The 13274-nt window shown below is 63.7% G+C and carries 12 protein-coding genes and 1 pseudogene; 7 read left to right on the top strand and 6 right to left on the bottom strand.

What is annotated here, in order from left to right; translation table 11 throughout:
* Positions 1–12: 12 nt before the first annotated feature.
* The 5 genes from NKH38_RS19940 (at position 13) to NKH38_RS19960 (ending at position 4804) form a co-directional block, all read left to right on the top strand.
* On the top strand, positions 13–315 hold the full coding sequence (locus tag NKH38_RS19940) for an HPr family phosphocarrier protein (protein ID WP_023684207.1): 303 nt from the start codon (positions 13–15) through the stop codon (positions 313–315).
* Positions 299–1885, top strand: a complete 1587-nt coding sequence (ptsP, locus tag NKH38_RS19945; RefSeq protein ID WP_023732534.1) for a phosphoenolpyruvate--protein phosphotransferase — start codon at positions 299–301, stop codon at positions 1883–1885. Before NKH38_RS19940 ends, ptsP begins: the two co-directional genes overlap by 17 nt.
* 10 nt (positions 1886–1895) lie before the next feature.
* Complete coding sequence (locus NKH38_RS19950; RefSeq protein ID WP_023668784.1) at positions 1896–2321, top strand: hypothetical protein; 426 nt, start codon at positions 1896–1898, stop codon at positions 2319–2321.
* A 22-nt stretch (positions 2322–2343) separates the two neighbouring features.
* Positions 2344–3330 (top strand): dihydroxyacetone kinase subunit DhaK, encoded by a 987-nt coding sequence (gene dhaK / locus NKH38_RS19955; RefSeq protein WP_352762652.1) that lies wholly within the window; start codon positions 2344–2346, stop codon positions 3328–3330.
* A 448-nt stretch (positions 3331–3778) separates the two neighbouring features.
* Positions 3779–4804, top strand: coding sequence for a nucleotidyltransferase family protein (locus NKH38_RS19960; protein WP_023725855.1), 1026 nt, complete (start codon positions 3779–3781; stop codon positions 4802–4804).
* Between the two features lie 8 nt (positions 4805–4812).
* On the opposite strand, the gene NKH38_RS19965 is transcribed toward NKH38_RS19960, so the two are convergent.
* The 5 genes and pseudogenes from NKH38_RS19965 to NKH38_RS19985 all read right to left on the bottom strand — a co-directional run.
* Entirely contained in the window at positions 4813–5808 is a 996-nt protein-coding gene (locus NKH38_RS19965) for a serine kinase (protein WP_352762654.1), read from the bottom strand.
* The gene (locus tag NKH38_RS19970) at positions 5805–6239 is read right to left on the bottom strand and encodes a lasso peptide biosynthesis B2 protein (protein ID WP_023668789.1); all 435 of its coding nucleotides are present in this window, start codon (positions 6237–6239) and stop codon (positions 5805–5807) included. Before NKH38_RS19970 ends, NKH38_RS19965 begins: the two co-directional genes overlap by 4 nt.
* Positions 6239–6526, bottom strand: coding sequence for a PqqD family protein (locus NKH38_RS19975; protein ID WP_023684213.1), 288 nt, complete (start codon positions 6524–6526; stop codon positions 6239–6241). Before NKH38_RS19975 ends, NKH38_RS19970 begins: the two co-directional genes overlap by 1 nt.
* A 545-nt stretch (positions 6527–7071) precedes the next feature.
* Positions 7072–7377, bottom strand: coding sequence for a DUF2259 domain-containing protein (locus NKH38_RS19980; protein WP_352762658.1), 306 nt, complete (start codon positions 7375–7377; stop codon positions 7072–7074).
* A gap of 238 nt (positions 7378–7615) precedes the next feature.
* Positions 7616–7933, bottom strand: a pseudogene (locus tag NKH38_RS19985) (hypothetical protein); the annotation flags it as partial.
* 137 nt (positions 7934–8070) lie between these two features.
* On the opposite strand from NKH38_RS19985, the gene NKH38_RS19990 reads away from it, so the two are divergent.
* Positions 8071–9978 carry a propionyl-CoA synthetase gene (locus tag NKH38_RS19990; protein ID WP_023729633.1) on the top strand — a complete coding sequence of 636 codons (1908 nt, stop codon included), beginning with the start codon at positions 8071–8073 and terminating at the stop codon, positions 9976–9978.
* Positions 9979–10049: 71 nt separating this feature from the next.
* Entirely contained in the window at positions 10050–10751 is a 702-nt protein-coding gene (locus NKH38_RS19995; protein WP_352762661.1) for a metallophosphoesterase family protein, read from the top strand.
* 89 nt (positions 10752–10840) lie between these two features.
* On the opposite strand, the gene NKH38_RS20000 is transcribed toward NKH38_RS19995, so the two are convergent.
* The gene (locus tag NKH38_RS20000; protein WP_352762663.1) at positions 10841–13219 is read right to left on the bottom strand and encodes a polysaccharide biosynthesis tyrosine autokinase; all 2379 of its coding nucleotides are present in this window, start codon (positions 13217–13219) and stop codon (positions 10841–10843) included.
* Between the last annotated feature and the right edge of the window lie 55 nt (positions 13220–13274).

Genomic DNA, 13274 nt, shown 5'->3' on the forward strand with positions numbered 1-13274 from the left:
AATTTTGACCTGATGTCCGCATTTGCCGAGGCCACCGTCCTGATCACCCACGAGGTAGGTCTGCACGCGCGCCCTTCGGTGAAGTTCACCAAGCTTGCCAAGAGCTTTGCCGCCGAGGTGGAGATTGCGCTTGCCGCCAACGGCCCATGGTTCGACGCCAAGAGCATCGTCAAGGTGATGGCGGCCAGGGCGCCGAAAGGCACCATGCTGCACATCCGGGCCACAGGCGACGGCGCCGATGATGCCGTGAGAGCGCTGGCCGAGCTGGTGCGACGCGGTTTCGACGAGGATGCGGGCCATGCCCGAACCGCTTAGGCTGCAAGGCATTTCGGCCTCGGCCGGCTATGCCGAGGGACCGTTGTTCAACCTCGACAACGGCACCGCGCACTACACGGGCAAGGCGAGCGCCGCGGACGAGAAGGCCGCATTGGAAGCAGCTATCGCCAGCGCGACGGACCGGCTCGCGACCCTGATCGAAACCGCCGATGACGAGGCCGCCGGCATTCTCGAATTCCAGCTCGCCATGCTTGGGGACGAGGCACTGACCGGCCCGGCTTTTGCCGCGATCGCGTCCGGCATGCCGGCTGACATGGCCTGGCGACAGGCGCTGGACGCCGAGATCTCCGGCTACGAAACGTCAGACCAGGACTATTTCCGGGCTCGCGCCGCCGATATCAGCGATATCCGCGACCGCGTGCTGCGCGCCCTTACCGAGGAGCAGGAGAGCGCTCCACCAGCGGGCGCCATTCTCTATGGCGAGGACATCGCGCCGACGCGCTTTCTCGAGACCGACTGGAGCACCGGCGGCGGCATCGCGCTGAGGGCCGGCAGCGCCGCCAGCCACGTCGCCATGCTGGCGCGCTCGCGCGGCGTGCCGATGGTGGTGGGGCTTGGCGCTTCGCCGGCTAACCCCGTCGGTCTGGCTCTGCTCGATGCAGAGCATGGCGGTGTCGTGCTTTCGCCGACCACGACCGAGATCGAAGCGTTCCACCGGTCCTCGTCCTCGTTTGTGGCACATCGAGACAAGGCCGGAGTCTATCTCGCGAAACCGGCGGTAACCCGGGCCGGGACGACAGTGCGCGTGCAGGTCAACATCGCCGATCCGTCCGAGGTCGACGGCATCGACATTTCGACCTGCGACGGGGTCGGGCTGATGCGCACCGAATTCCTGTTCGGCAAGGCGCCGCCGGACGAGGAGACGCAATACCAGGCCTATCGCAAGGTGCTGGAATGGGCAGGCGACAAGCCGGTGACCATCCGTACCGTCGACGCCGGCGGCGACAAGCCGGTGCCGGGCTTCACCGTCGAGGAGAGCAACCCGTTCCTCGGGCTGCGTGGCATCAGGCTGTCGCTGGCAAGGCCGGAGGTGTTTCGCGTACAGATCCGGGCGCTGCTGCGCGCGGCGGTGCACGGCAATCTGAAGGTGATGTTTCCGATGATCGCCGTCGCGGAGGAATACCAACGCGCCGCCGCTCTGTTCGTGGAGGAGCAGGCCGGGCTTGCCGCGCGCGGCATCGCGCAAAAAATGCCGCCGCTCGGCATCATGGTCGAGGTGCCTTCGGTGGCGATCGCGCCGGAGGCGTTCGCCGATGTCGCCTTCTTCTCGATCGGTTCGAACGATCTGACCCAATATGTAATGGCGGCTGCCCGCGATAACGCAGCCGTGGCGCTTCTTAATTCTGTCCGCCATCCCGCCGTGTTGCGGCTGATCGGCTCGGTTGCCGCTTTTGGCCTGCGCGCGAAAATCCCAGTCAGCCTGTGCGGCGATGCCGGCGGCGATCCGGCATCGATCCCGGCACTGCTCGAGGCCGGCCTGCGGGATCTCTCGGTGGCTCCCGCCCAACTCGCCATGGCCAAGGCGGCCATCTCGGATGCATCGGTCTAGGATGACTGAGATGGCCGACAAGACACCAGAAGCCGGCTCGGAAGAGGCGATCCGCGCCTACAAGACGATCCTGTCGCAGGTCATCGACCAGCGACCGTCGGGTATGCGACAACGCCTTGCCGACGCGCTTGGCAAGCACCGCAGCTTCGTCACCCAGATTTCCAGCGCGGCCTATTCGACCCCGATCCCGTCAAAACATCTGCCGGCTATTTTTTCGGTCTGCCATTTCAGTCCGGCCGAGCGCGATCAGTTTCTGGCTGCCTATCATCTGGCGCATCCCGGCAAGATGTCGGTTGCGGCAGGCATGCGCAAGACCCGGCATGTCTCGCTGATCGTGCCCGATTTCGGCGACGACAAGCAGAATGCAGCGCTCGACAAGGCGATCAACGAATTCATCCAGAAGATCACCAGCATCACCGGCAGGAGTGGCGGCTGATCGTGTTGTGTCGGGAGGACACATGAAGAAGTTTATGAATTCCGTCGACACGGTGCTGACCGAAAGCCTCAACGGCTTCGTTGCAGCTCATGCCGACATCCTGGTGCTGGGCGAGGAGCACAAATTCATTCGCCGCAAGGTGATGAAGCCGGGGAAGGTGGCGCTGATCTCGGGCGGCGGTTCCGGCCACGAGCCGTTGCATGCCGGCTTTGTCGGTCACGGCATGCTGGACGCCGCCTGCCCCGGCCAGGTCTTCACCTCGCCAACGCCGGACCAGATACTGGCGGCGGCCGCCGCCGTCGATACCGGCGCCGGCTGCCTGTTCATCGTCAAGAACTATGAAGGCGACGTGATGAATTTCGACATGGCCGGCGAAATGGCCGACGGCGTCCTGCAGGTGGTGATCAATGATGACGTCGCCGTCGAGAATTCGTCCTTTACGACCGGCCGGCGCGGCGTCGCCGGCACGCTGGTGGTGGAGAAGATCGTCGGCGCCGCCGCCGAGCAAGGCATGGCGCTGGCGGATCTCAAGGCGCTCGGCGGTCGCATCAACAGCGCGACGCGTTCGATGGGCGTGGCGCTGACCAGTTGCACGGTGCCGGCGGCCGGCAGGCCGACCTTCGAGATTGGTGATGGCGAGATGGAATTCGGCGTCGGCATCCATGGCGAGCCTGGCCGGCGTCGCGATACGTTGAAAAGCGCCGATGCGATCGCCGAAGAGATTTGCGCCGCGATCCTGGGCGATCTCGGCGACAGGGCGAAAGGCCCGGCACTGTTGTTCATCAACGGCTTTGGCGGCACGCCGCTGATGGAGCTCTATCTGATGTACAACAGCGCCCGAAACATCTTCGAAAAACAGGGCGTGACGGTGACCCGCTCGCTGGTCGGGTCCTATGTGACCTCGCTCGACATGGCCGGGTGCTCGATCACGCTGACCGTGCTGGATGACGAGGCAACGTCAATGTGGGACGCGCCGGTGCACACAGCCGCGCTGCGCTGGGGACTGTAACGGAGGGGCCTTGCCCATATCCCGAACAGGCGGCTTATGAACTTGCCTTAGCCTGCGGGACCGGACGGACCGTTACCCGCAGTCACGCCGACAGATTGCCCGCCTGCAGCGCGGCTTGCCTTGCGGCCGACCGCTCCGGCTTCATCCAAACCGAAGCCGTAGAATTCTTATCGCGGTATCGGCAGCGACGGCCCGGCCACCACGCTGGACAACTTTCCTGCCTTGCGCAGCACGGGCGCTTCATACTTTTTCTTGGCCATTCCAAACACCCTTTTCAGTCCAGTGCAAAAGAATGGACCGAAACCGTGGAAAGTCAATTCATGAGCTGGCTCTGCCACCACACGCTGGCTTCATGCATGCTTTTCTGCAACATACGCTCCTCTGAGTTGGTTGTTTGACGCAATTCCGGACGGGAATTGCTCATGTGGGCGAACGTCATCCGGGTTTGATGCTGCCATCTCTTGCGCCTGCCGATGAAAAACTGCTGCTGACCTTCGCCGACCCGGAGGCGCCGGCTGCCATTGGCCGTGACGTTGCTGCCGAAAGCTTGCTGGCACTGCTCGTCAATGCCGAGTTCCACGGCGTGCTTCCCATCATGCTGCGCAAGCTCAGCGAGATCGGCGACGCCCAACTGCCTGCGGACGCAGCCTTGCGGCAAAAGCTGTCGGAACTGCGTGATCGCTCGACGCTGGCGACCGGCCAATCGATGCTGCTGCAATATCATGGCGACCGCATCATGAAGGCATTGGCGGCGAAAAATGTTCCGGCCCGCATCGTCAAGGGTCCGGTCTTCGCACGCAAACTTTACCGCCACGCCGCTGACCGGCCGTTCACCGACATCGACATTCTGGTCGAGCCGGCCAGCATCATTGAAGCCAACCCGGTGATTGCCGGATGCGGCTTCGAGCTCTGGAGCGGCGAGGCGCAGTCGCAGGATCTGCAGGAGTTCAAGTGGCTGGAGAAGGAGAATACCAGCCTGCTGATCGAACTGCACGGCAACCTGGTGCATGATTCCGGCATGCGGCGGCGGCTGTCGCTGGGCTTTCGCGAATTGCAGATCATCGACGGCAGCGAGGCCGACACGCCGGCCGCGCTGCTGACCATCGCCATTGTCCACGCCGCCGGCGGGCACAAGTTCCACCGGCTGCAGCTTTGCGTCGATGTGCTGCAGGGCGTGCGCGCGCTGCGGTCGCCCGCGGATGAAGACCGGCTTTTCGAGGCGGCGCGCATCAGCGGCATCGAGCTCGAACTGGCGACGGTTCTCAATGTGACGGGGCGGCTGTTTGATGCACCGCGCGCGATCGAACTGGCCGACCGCATCAAGCCCGACCTCTCGATATTTTTGGCCAAATGGCTGATCACCGGCGATACGCTGCTCGGCGTCAATTCCAGGGACAAGATGCATTCGCGCCTGCGCCGCGACGCCTTCCGCTGGATCCAGCGCCTCGCCAGGCCAAAGCCGCATTCTGCCTGAAGTGTGCTTTAGTCCCGCGCCGCCAGCGCCGAGCGGATCAGCGGGGCCGCCTCGGCCGGGTTCGCGCCGACTTCCAGGGTAAATGTCGGGACGGCTTTGACCAGCGTTGCGATGGTTGCCATGCGGCGCTTCTGCGCCGGCAAAAGGCCGGTCATGCCGGTCCTGACATTGTCGGTGGCAAGCGCCACCATGGCGTCTGTCCTGGTCATGGGCACGAGCCGGGTTTGCGCGTCCGCCGAGCGGGCGAGATGAAACAGTGCCGCAACCGGTCTGCCGACAGTTTCCTCGATGCGGATGATCTCGGCGAGACGTTCCAGCGAGACGGCCTGCTCGCCATTGGCGTCCCATTTGTCGCCAAGGCAAGGCGCCACGAAGGGCAGCATTGCCGCGGTGTGGCGGTGGACCTTCACCTTGCGCGGCAAGCCCCAGGCCGTGATGCCGCCACGAGCCAAAACCTTGAGGATCATGGCGTCATCCGAGCACAGGCCGAAACCTTGCGACGCCAGCGCCAGCGACGTCGTCGACTTGCCGGTGCCGCTCGGCGCATGGATCAGCACGAGCGCCTCGCGGCCGGGCAATGTCAGGCCGGCGGTGTGCAGCATGTGCTGGTCGCCGGCATCAAGTGCTGCATCCAGCACCATCATCAGCACCGTCCATTTGACCTTGGCATCGGGATGGACTCGTATCTCGGCCCAGCCTCCATCGGCATTGATCGAGACGGTCTGCAGGCCGGGAAAGACCAGGTGAACGGTGCCGCCACCGTCGATCAGCCGGCAATGGCCGTCCTCCGGCACCTCGCCGTCGAAAGCGAGTTTTCCGGCAGGCGATTCCGGTAACTCCCGCGTCTCGACGATGTCGACGCGGAAATCGGGCTCGACCGGCCCGCTCACGCGCAACGTGCCGAGCAAGAGGTCGAAGCTCGGCCAGAGATCGGCCCGCGAGGCCGATATGCTGATGACCTGGCCCTGGAGATCATAGCAGAAGGTGGTCGCCGGACCGGTCAAGCAGCGTGCGCCTTTCCGGCATCGGCGTGATGGCGATAGATCTGCACCATGCCGGGGAGGCTGTCCGAGACCACCGGGCGGCCATCGAGACAGACCCAGCAATGGGCAGACATGCGCGGCGCCTGCATCGACTTCGGATCGACGCCGAAGCGCAGATCCGGATCGAAGCCGGCAAAGCGCAGGAAGCGGTGGGCGAGCAGGCCCTCGCGCAGGCATCTGCGGTCGCGCATCAGCCAGGGGTGCCGGACGGTCCGGTTGACGGCAGCGACGATGTAGGCTGACGACAGGCCGCGATAAGGGGTGGGTGCGCTGAGCGGCGCCCATTTCAGCACCGATTCGAAGCTGCGGCGGCCGATCAGGGTCGGCATCAGCCGCGCGCTTGCCCATAAATGGACACGAAACAAAGCGCGCAGGAGAACGCCGTCCACCATCAGGGAGCCGGGTCGGCGAGAATGCCTTCGCTCACCAGTTCGGCGGCCAGCGCCGCCATGTCCTGGTCGAGCGTGCCCTTGTCGACCTCGAACTCGTCAGACAACAGGACGACGATCTGGTCAAGGCTGCGGGCGCCGTCCACCTTGTCGAGAAAGGCTTCGGTGGTGCCGTTGCAGGTGTAAAGCTGGCCGCTGCGCGCCAAGAGCACGACGGCGCCATCGCCGACATGCTGGACCGAGGCGTCGTCCGCCAGCCGCAGAACCATTTCAGAACCGATTTGGGCCATGGAGCCCCTCCACCATTTTCCTGGAGAGCAGATAGCGCGGCGATGCGGGTCTGTCCATTGCGTGGACGAGAGGGAGAACAGGCCGGCCTGACCGTTCTGTGGCAATCCGGCAACGCCACCATCCTCACGACACAGGCAACCGAAGCCTAATGGAGACATCCAATTTCAGATTGTGGTAACTTCCACATCATTCAGAGCCTGAGAACAGGGAAGCACCCCAGAAATAGTCGGTGATTGCAGCTGGTAATCACCGCCGCAAGCCGTCAAGCCGGCTATCTCGCAGGGTCAAGGTCTTGCTTTTCTTACCTAAAGTAGGCTATGGAGTCGCGGGGTTTTGGGAGAGCATTGGGTATGCGTTACAATTGGGAGCGGGCCCCGACCGCGTTCGAACGTCATCGAAAAGCGTTGGCAGCCGCCATATTGATTGCGGGTGGCGTCGGGCTGATGCTGGCGGCCTTGCCGCTTTAAGACTGATATCCGACACGAACGCCCTGCTTTCTCCGGGCGCATGAGCTTTTTCTGCCTGCCACAAGAGGGGCCGCGGCTTAGCGTGCCTGGCCGGTTACGGCGATGAAGCGGCGGTCGCGTCCTTCGAAGCGCTGGCTGAAGCGCTGCACCAGCACGGCCAGTACCGCCGGCCTGCCGGGCGGGGCGTATTCGTAGGCTTCCGACAGGCTGTAGGAGGTCGGGCAGTTGCGCGAGCCCGGCACAGCCTTGTCCTCGTGCAATACCTTGAACGGCTTGCCGTCCTGCCCCTGCAGCGACAGGCGGAAGCCGCGCGCCTTGCCCGTCTTGTCCCCCTTGAAGTGTCTTGTCGCCCGGAAGAACCTGGTCGCTTGGCTTGGCGTCATCAAAGCTTGCCGAGCAATCCTCCTTGCTGTCGGCAAGGATCTCATCGAGCTGGATGGTCGAAATCGGTGTTTCGCCATAGAACGGCGACAGCCATTTCTGCGCGGCCTGCTCGAGGCGGGGGATGTCGTTGTACTCGACCGTGTCGTCCGGGAAGGTGAACCTGTCGGAGGCCGTGCGCGTGCCGCGCTCGGCGATGCCGTATTTGGCCAGGATTGGCGCGGCCTGCTTTGCGGCCTGCGCCCGTGCCTGCTCCACCGTCGTGGTCGCCTCTTCCGATTCATCGAGGACAAGGATCGGCTTGCCGCCGACGAACTCGTCTGTGCTTGTGTCGATGATGTCGATCTGCGACCAGCCGGAAACGGCAGCGTCGAGCTCGCCATATTGCTCGAAGGCGAAATATTTGCCGTCGGGGGAAAAGCCGATGATGCGCCGCGCGGCGGCATCGCCGGCCTGGGCGGCGAAAACGATCGTCAACAGCAGCGCTGCTCCAACGGCAGATCCAACCCCGTATCGTACCGTCATTGCGCGCCCTGCCCCGATTTCAAACCCGGCCATGGTGCCTGCAATTTATGGCCAAGGCGAGATCGGCCAAGCCCCAAATTTCGGGAAAGACATGGCATTTGGGGAAAGACGTGGCCGGGAAAACCCGCATAGGCTATTGCAAGATAGAGAGTTTTCCCGAGGAGGGATGAATGGCGTCACGCTACCACGAGGTTTATGACGGCTGGAAACGCGACCCGGAACAATTCTGGGCCGATGCGGCCGAGGCGATCGACTGGTATTCGCCGTGGACCAGCGTCTTCGATGCCAAGGCGGGCGTTTACGGGCGCTGGTTCAACGGCGCCAGCTGCAACACCTGCTTCAACGCTCTCGATCGCCATGTCGCAGGCGGCCGCGCCGACCAGATCGCACTTATCTACGACAGCGCGATCACCGGCACGGTCAAGAAATTCACCTATGCCGAATTGAAGCGCGAAGTGGTAGCGCTGACTTCGGTGCTCAAGAACCGCGGCATTCGCAAAGGCGACCGCGTCATCATCTACATGCCGATGGTGGCCGAAGCGGCGGTCGCGATGCTTGCCTGTGCCCGCATCGGCGCGGTGCATTCGGTGGTGTTCGGCGGCTTTGCCTCGCACGAGCTCGCCACCCGCATCGACGACGCCAAGCCGAAGCTGGTCATCTCCGCGTCCTGCGGCCTGGAGCCTGGACGTGTCGTGGCCTACAAGCCGCTGCTCGACAAGGCGATCGAAATGTCCCGCCACAAGCCGGACGCCTGCCTGATCCTGCAGCGCGACCAGCTGCGCTGCGATCTGAGGGAGCATTACGATATCGATTTTGCCGACGCCGTTGCCCGCGAGCGCGCCGCGGGCGCCAACGTCGATTGCGTTCCGGTGCTCGCCACCGACCCGCTCTACATCATCTACACCTCCGGCACGACCGGCCAGCCTAAGGGCATCGTGCGCGACAATGGCGGCCACATGGTCGCGCTCAAATGGACGATGGAAAACGAGTTCGGCGTCAGACCGGGCGAAGTATTCTGGGCGGCCTCCGATGTCGGCTGGGTGGTCGGCCATTCCTACATCGTTTACGGACCGCTGCTGCATGGTGCGACAAGCGTGCTGTTCGAGGGCAAGCCGATCGGCACACCCGACGCCGGCACCTATTGGCGGGTGATCGCAGAACACGGCGTGGTCGCGCTGTTCACCGCGCCGACGGCCTTCCGCGCCATCAAGGGGCAGGACCCCAAGGGCGAATTCGTGCCGAAATACGATCTGTCGAAATTCCGCACTCTGTTCCTGGCCGGCGAACGCGCAGACCCGGAAACCATCAAATGGGCGGAGCAGAAACTCAACGTGCCGGTGGTCGATCATTGGTGGCAGACCGAGACCGGCTCGCCGATGACCATCAACCCGGCGGGCCTCGGCCTGCTGCCGGTGAAATACGGCTCGCCCGGCGTGCCGATGCCGGGCTACGACATTCGCGTGCTCGACGATGCCGGCCATGAAGTGCCGCGCGGCACGCTTGGCAATGTGGTGGTGAAACTGCCGCTGCCGGCCGGCTGCCTGCCGACGCTGTGGAATGCCGACGAGCGTTTCCGGCAAGCCTATCTCGAGGAATTTCCCGGCTTCTACAAGACGGCCGATGCCGGCATGATCGACGAGGACGGCTACCTCTATGTCATGGCGCGCACAGACGACATCATCAATGTCGCCGGACACCGGCTGTCGACCGGAGCCATGGAGGAGGTGCTTTCAGCGCATCCCGATGTTGCCGAATGCGCCGTCATCGGCGTCGCCGATGTGATGAAGGGCCAAGTTCCGCTCGGCTTCGTCGTGCTCAATGCCGGTGTGTCGCGCGATACTGCTGCTATCGAAGGCGAAGTGGTGGGGCTGGTGCGCGAACGGATCGGCCCGGTCGCCGCCTTCAAGACGGTGGTGACGATCAAGCGCCTGCCCAAGACGCGCTCCGGCAAGATCCTGCGCGGCACCATGCAGAAGATCGCCGACAAGGAAGAATGGACGATGCCGGCGACCATCGACGATCCCGCCATTCTTGACGAGATCACCGCGGCGCTCAAAGCCCGCGGCATCGGGGTCTGACGGCCCCAGTGGCGTTGTTTCAGCGGTCCAGACCTCCCCGGCCGGCGCCGCGCGAGCGCCTGGAAATGGATATGGACGACACCGTCGTCTACGCGATCGGCGACGTGCATGGCTGCTACAAGGAATTGCTGTCGCTGGAGCAGAAGATCCAGCTCGACGCGCTGCAATTTCGCGGCCGCAAGATTATCGTCATGCTCGGCGACTATATCGATCGCGGGCCGCAATCGGCGCGCGTGCTCGACCACCTCTTGGCGCTGCCGCCAACAGGGTTCCTGCGCGTCTGCCTGGCGGGAAACCACGAAGTGGCGATGCTGAACTATCTCGACGGCTATCTGTCGCGGGACCGCTGGCTGGCGGTCGGCGGCCTCGAGACGCTGTTTTCCTATGGGGTCGATCCGGCGCGGCTTGCCAGCCTCTATGCCTCGAGCGACGCGGTCGACCGGCGCGTGAAGGAAGTCATTCCGGCCAGCCATATCGACTTTCTGCGCAGCCTGCCGGTGCTGCTCTGTTCGGATAAATTCGTTTTCGTCCATGCCGGTATCAGGCCGGGCATCGACCTGGCCGCACAGGATGAGCAGGACCTGCTCAACATCCGCGACGAGTTCTTCAACGCCGCCCATCTGCTCGACCGCTTTGTGGTGCATGGGCACACGCCGGTCGATACCCCCAGGCTTGACGGGCGAAGGCTCGGCATCGACACCGGCGCCTTTCAGAGCGGACGGCTGACAGCGCTCAGGATCGCCGGTAAGTTCGGCAAGCTGATCTTTTCCTGACCTGCCGTGCTCCTTCGTTTGAGCGTGATCCTTTCCGAAAACCGGATCCGCTTTTCCGGATCACGCTCCTTTTCAGGATCGCGCTCCGTTCAGGCGGCGGTCTTGGCCCGCACGTCCGATTTCTCCAGATAGTAGGTCGAATAGCGGTCGAAAAACTTTTCCGAGCCGCCGAGGGAGCCGTATTTCGGCAGCTTCTTCAGATCGACCTTGTTGAGCACGGCGCCGACGACCTTGCTTGCGACGTAGGGTTCCTGCTCCAGCAGCGAGCGCACCATGGCGCGCGGCGTGCGGCCCCATTCGGCAACCAGCACGAAGCCGTCGACCAGCGGCGCAAACGCCTTGGCGTCGACCACGGGGCCGAGCGGCGGCAGGTCGACGATGATGTACTCGAACGTCTCCTTGGCGTTGTCGATGAAGCGCCGCATGCCGGCCGACGACAGCAGTTCGCTGGTGTGCGAGAACTGGCCGCGCAGCACGGCCGGGATGATCGCCAGCTTGGTCAGGCGGTCGACCTTACCGACCGACTGCCATGTCTGGCCGTTGACCACCGCCTCCATCAGCCCCTGCTCGGCCTCCATGCCGAGGTTGCGGCTGAGACCAGGATTGCGCAGATCGGCGTCGATCAAAAGCGTCTTCGAGCCGTTGGCGGCCAGCAATCCGGCGAGATTGGCGGCGACCGTAGACTTGCCCTCGCCGGGCAGGACCGAGACCACGCCTATGACCCGGCTGCCTTGCCCTTCCATGACGACGTCGAAGGCGATCTTGGCGTTGCGCAGCGTTTCGGAGAACATCGATGCCGGCGCGTCGACGCTGACCCGCATGCGCGCCCGTTTCTCGGCCGCCGACAATGTGTTGGCGCCTTTGGCATCCGCCGCACCGTCGTCGGCGTCCTTGCCGAGCCTGCCGCCGATCATCGGCAAATAGCCGAGGAATTTGAGGCCGACACGATCGCGAATGTCCTCGCCGGTCCTGAAGAAGCGCTCGTTGAACTCATTCAGGCCACCAAAGCCGGCGCCAAGCAGCACGCCAAGCACCAGCGACAGCGCCAGCACCCTGGAGGTGCGCGGGCTTGAGGCGGAAAGCGGCGTTGAGGCATCCGAGATGATGCGGACCTTGCCGACCGGGAAGGATTGCTGCTGCGAGGCCTCCTCGTAGCGGCTAAGGAAGGTCTGGTAGAGCGTGGTCAGCGCCTGCGCCTGCTGGTCGAGTTCGCGCAATTTGACCTGGCTCTGGTTGTCGATGGAGCTCTTGCCGGCCGCGTCGGCGATCTTCTGCCTCAGTGAGGTCTCGCGTGAAAGCGCGACTTCATATTCATTGCGATAGCTTTCGGTCAGTTGCTTCAACTCGCCGAAAATCTGGGTCGACAGATCGGCCTTTTCCTTGGCCAGCGCCACCGCCTGCGGATGGTCGGCGCCGAAATTGGCCGTCACGTCCTGCAGCCGCTTGGCGACTGTGAGATAGCGGGTCTTGAGCGTTGCAATGACCGAGCTTGCCGGCTGATCGCTTGAGATGGCGGAATCGTTGAAGGCATTGTCCGAGCCGCTTTCGACGATGGTCTTGTATTGCTGATAGCGGGCGCTGGCGCGCGCCGTATCGGCCTGCGCGACAATCAGTTGCGCGGTGAGATCGGCAATCTGCTTGTCGCTGATCAGCTGGCCGTCGCTGTTGGCGGCCAGACCATGCTCGGCCCTGAATTTCTCGACCGCCATAGCGGCCGCCTGTGAGTTCTGACGAAGCTCGGTCAGCCGGCCCTGCAGCCAGACCGCAGCGCGTTCGGTGGCGTCGAAACTGGCGTTGAGCTGGTCGGCGAGATAGGCGTCGGCATAGGCCTTGGTGATGGCGGTGGCGAGCGCCGGATTGGTCGACTGGTAACCGATGGCGAGCACATAGGAGCGGCCGTTGCGCTGCGCCAGCACCTCGCTCTGCAGCTTCAGCACGGCATAGTCGTGGCGCGCCGTCTGCATCATGGCCTGGCGTGTCGCCTCATCGACGTTTTCCATGCCGGGAATCTGCTCGGCGGAACTTGAGCGGAAATAGCCGATCACGCCGCGCACGAAGCCGATGCCCTTGACCAGCGCCGATTGCGGCGGGTTCATGAACTCTGCGTTCTGGTCGAGTTTCAGCTTGTCGACCACCACCGAGGCCAGCCGCGCCGAGGTGATGATTTCGATCTGGCTGAGCAGGGCGGCGTCGGTCTGCATGGTGACGGATGCAGCCGAGATGTCGTCGATGACCTTGTTCAGGCCTTCGTCGATCAGCACGCTGGCGACCGACATGTATTGCTTGGGCGTGGTCTGCAGATAGAGCAACCCCAGGAACAGGCCGATGATGGCGCAGACCGCCACCACCTTGACCTGACGCGCCGCCATGCCAAGCAGGCGCTCGACGTCGATGAAGTCTTCACCCTTTTCCTGATCGGGGTTGGGCAATGGCATCCTCTTGTCGAGAGGAAAGCTGGCATAATTCATCTTCGATCCAATTCTAGGTTACAGGCGCCGGAGCGAGACGGGTCAGGTTCCACCT

Source organism: Mesorhizobium sp. M1078 (genome assembly GCF_040318615.1).
Classification (GTDB): Bacteria; Pseudomonadota; Alphaproteobacteria; order Rhizobiales; family Rhizobiaceae; genus Mesorhizobium.

Excerpts from the sequence above, each read along its gene's own strand:
- NKH38_RS19940 (WP_023684207.1), top strand. The coding sequence starts at position 13 with ATGTCCGCATTTGCCGAGGCCACCGTCCTGATCACCCACGAGGTAGGT.
- ptsP (WP_023732534.1), top strand. The coding sequence starts at position 299 with ATGCCCGAACCGCTTAGGCTGCAAGGCATTTCGGCCTCGGCCGGCTAT.
- NKH38_RS19950 (WP_023668784.1), top strand. The coding sequence starts at position 1,896 with ATGGCCGACAAGACACCAGAAGCCGGCTCGGAAGAGGCGATCCGCGCC.
- dhaK (WP_352762652.1), top strand. The coding sequence starts at position 2,344 with ATGAAGAAGTTTATGAATTCCGTCGACACGGTGCTGACCGAAAGCCTC.
- NKH38_RS19960 (WP_023725855.1), top strand. The coding sequence starts at position 3,779 with ATGCTGCCATCTCTTGCGCCTGCCGATGAAAAACTGCTGCTGACCTTC.
- NKH38_RS19970 (WP_023668789.1), bottom strand. The coding sequence starts at position 6,239 with ATGGTGGACGGCGTTCTCCTGCGCGCTTTGTTTCGTGTCCATTTATGG.
- NKH38_RS19975 (WP_023684213.1), bottom strand. The coding sequence starts at position 6,526 with ATGGCCCAAATCGGTTCTGAAATGGTTCTGCGGCTGGCGGACGACGCC.
- NKH38_RS19980 (WP_352762658.1), bottom strand. The coding sequence starts at position 7,377 with ATGACGCCAAGCCAAGCGACCAGGTTCTTCCGGGCGACAAGACACTTC.
- NKH38_RS19990 (WP_023729633.1), top strand. The coding sequence starts at position 8,071 with ATGGCGTCACGCTACCACGAGGTTTATGACGGCTGGAAACGCGACCCG.
- NKH38_RS19995 (WP_352762661.1), top strand. The coding sequence starts at position 10,050 with ATGGACGACACCGTCGTCTACGCGATCGGCGACGTGCATGGCTGCTAC.
- NKH38_RS20000 (WP_352762663.1), bottom strand. The coding sequence starts at position 13,219 with ATGAATTATGCCAGCTTTCCTCTCGACAAGAGGATGCCATTGCCCAAC.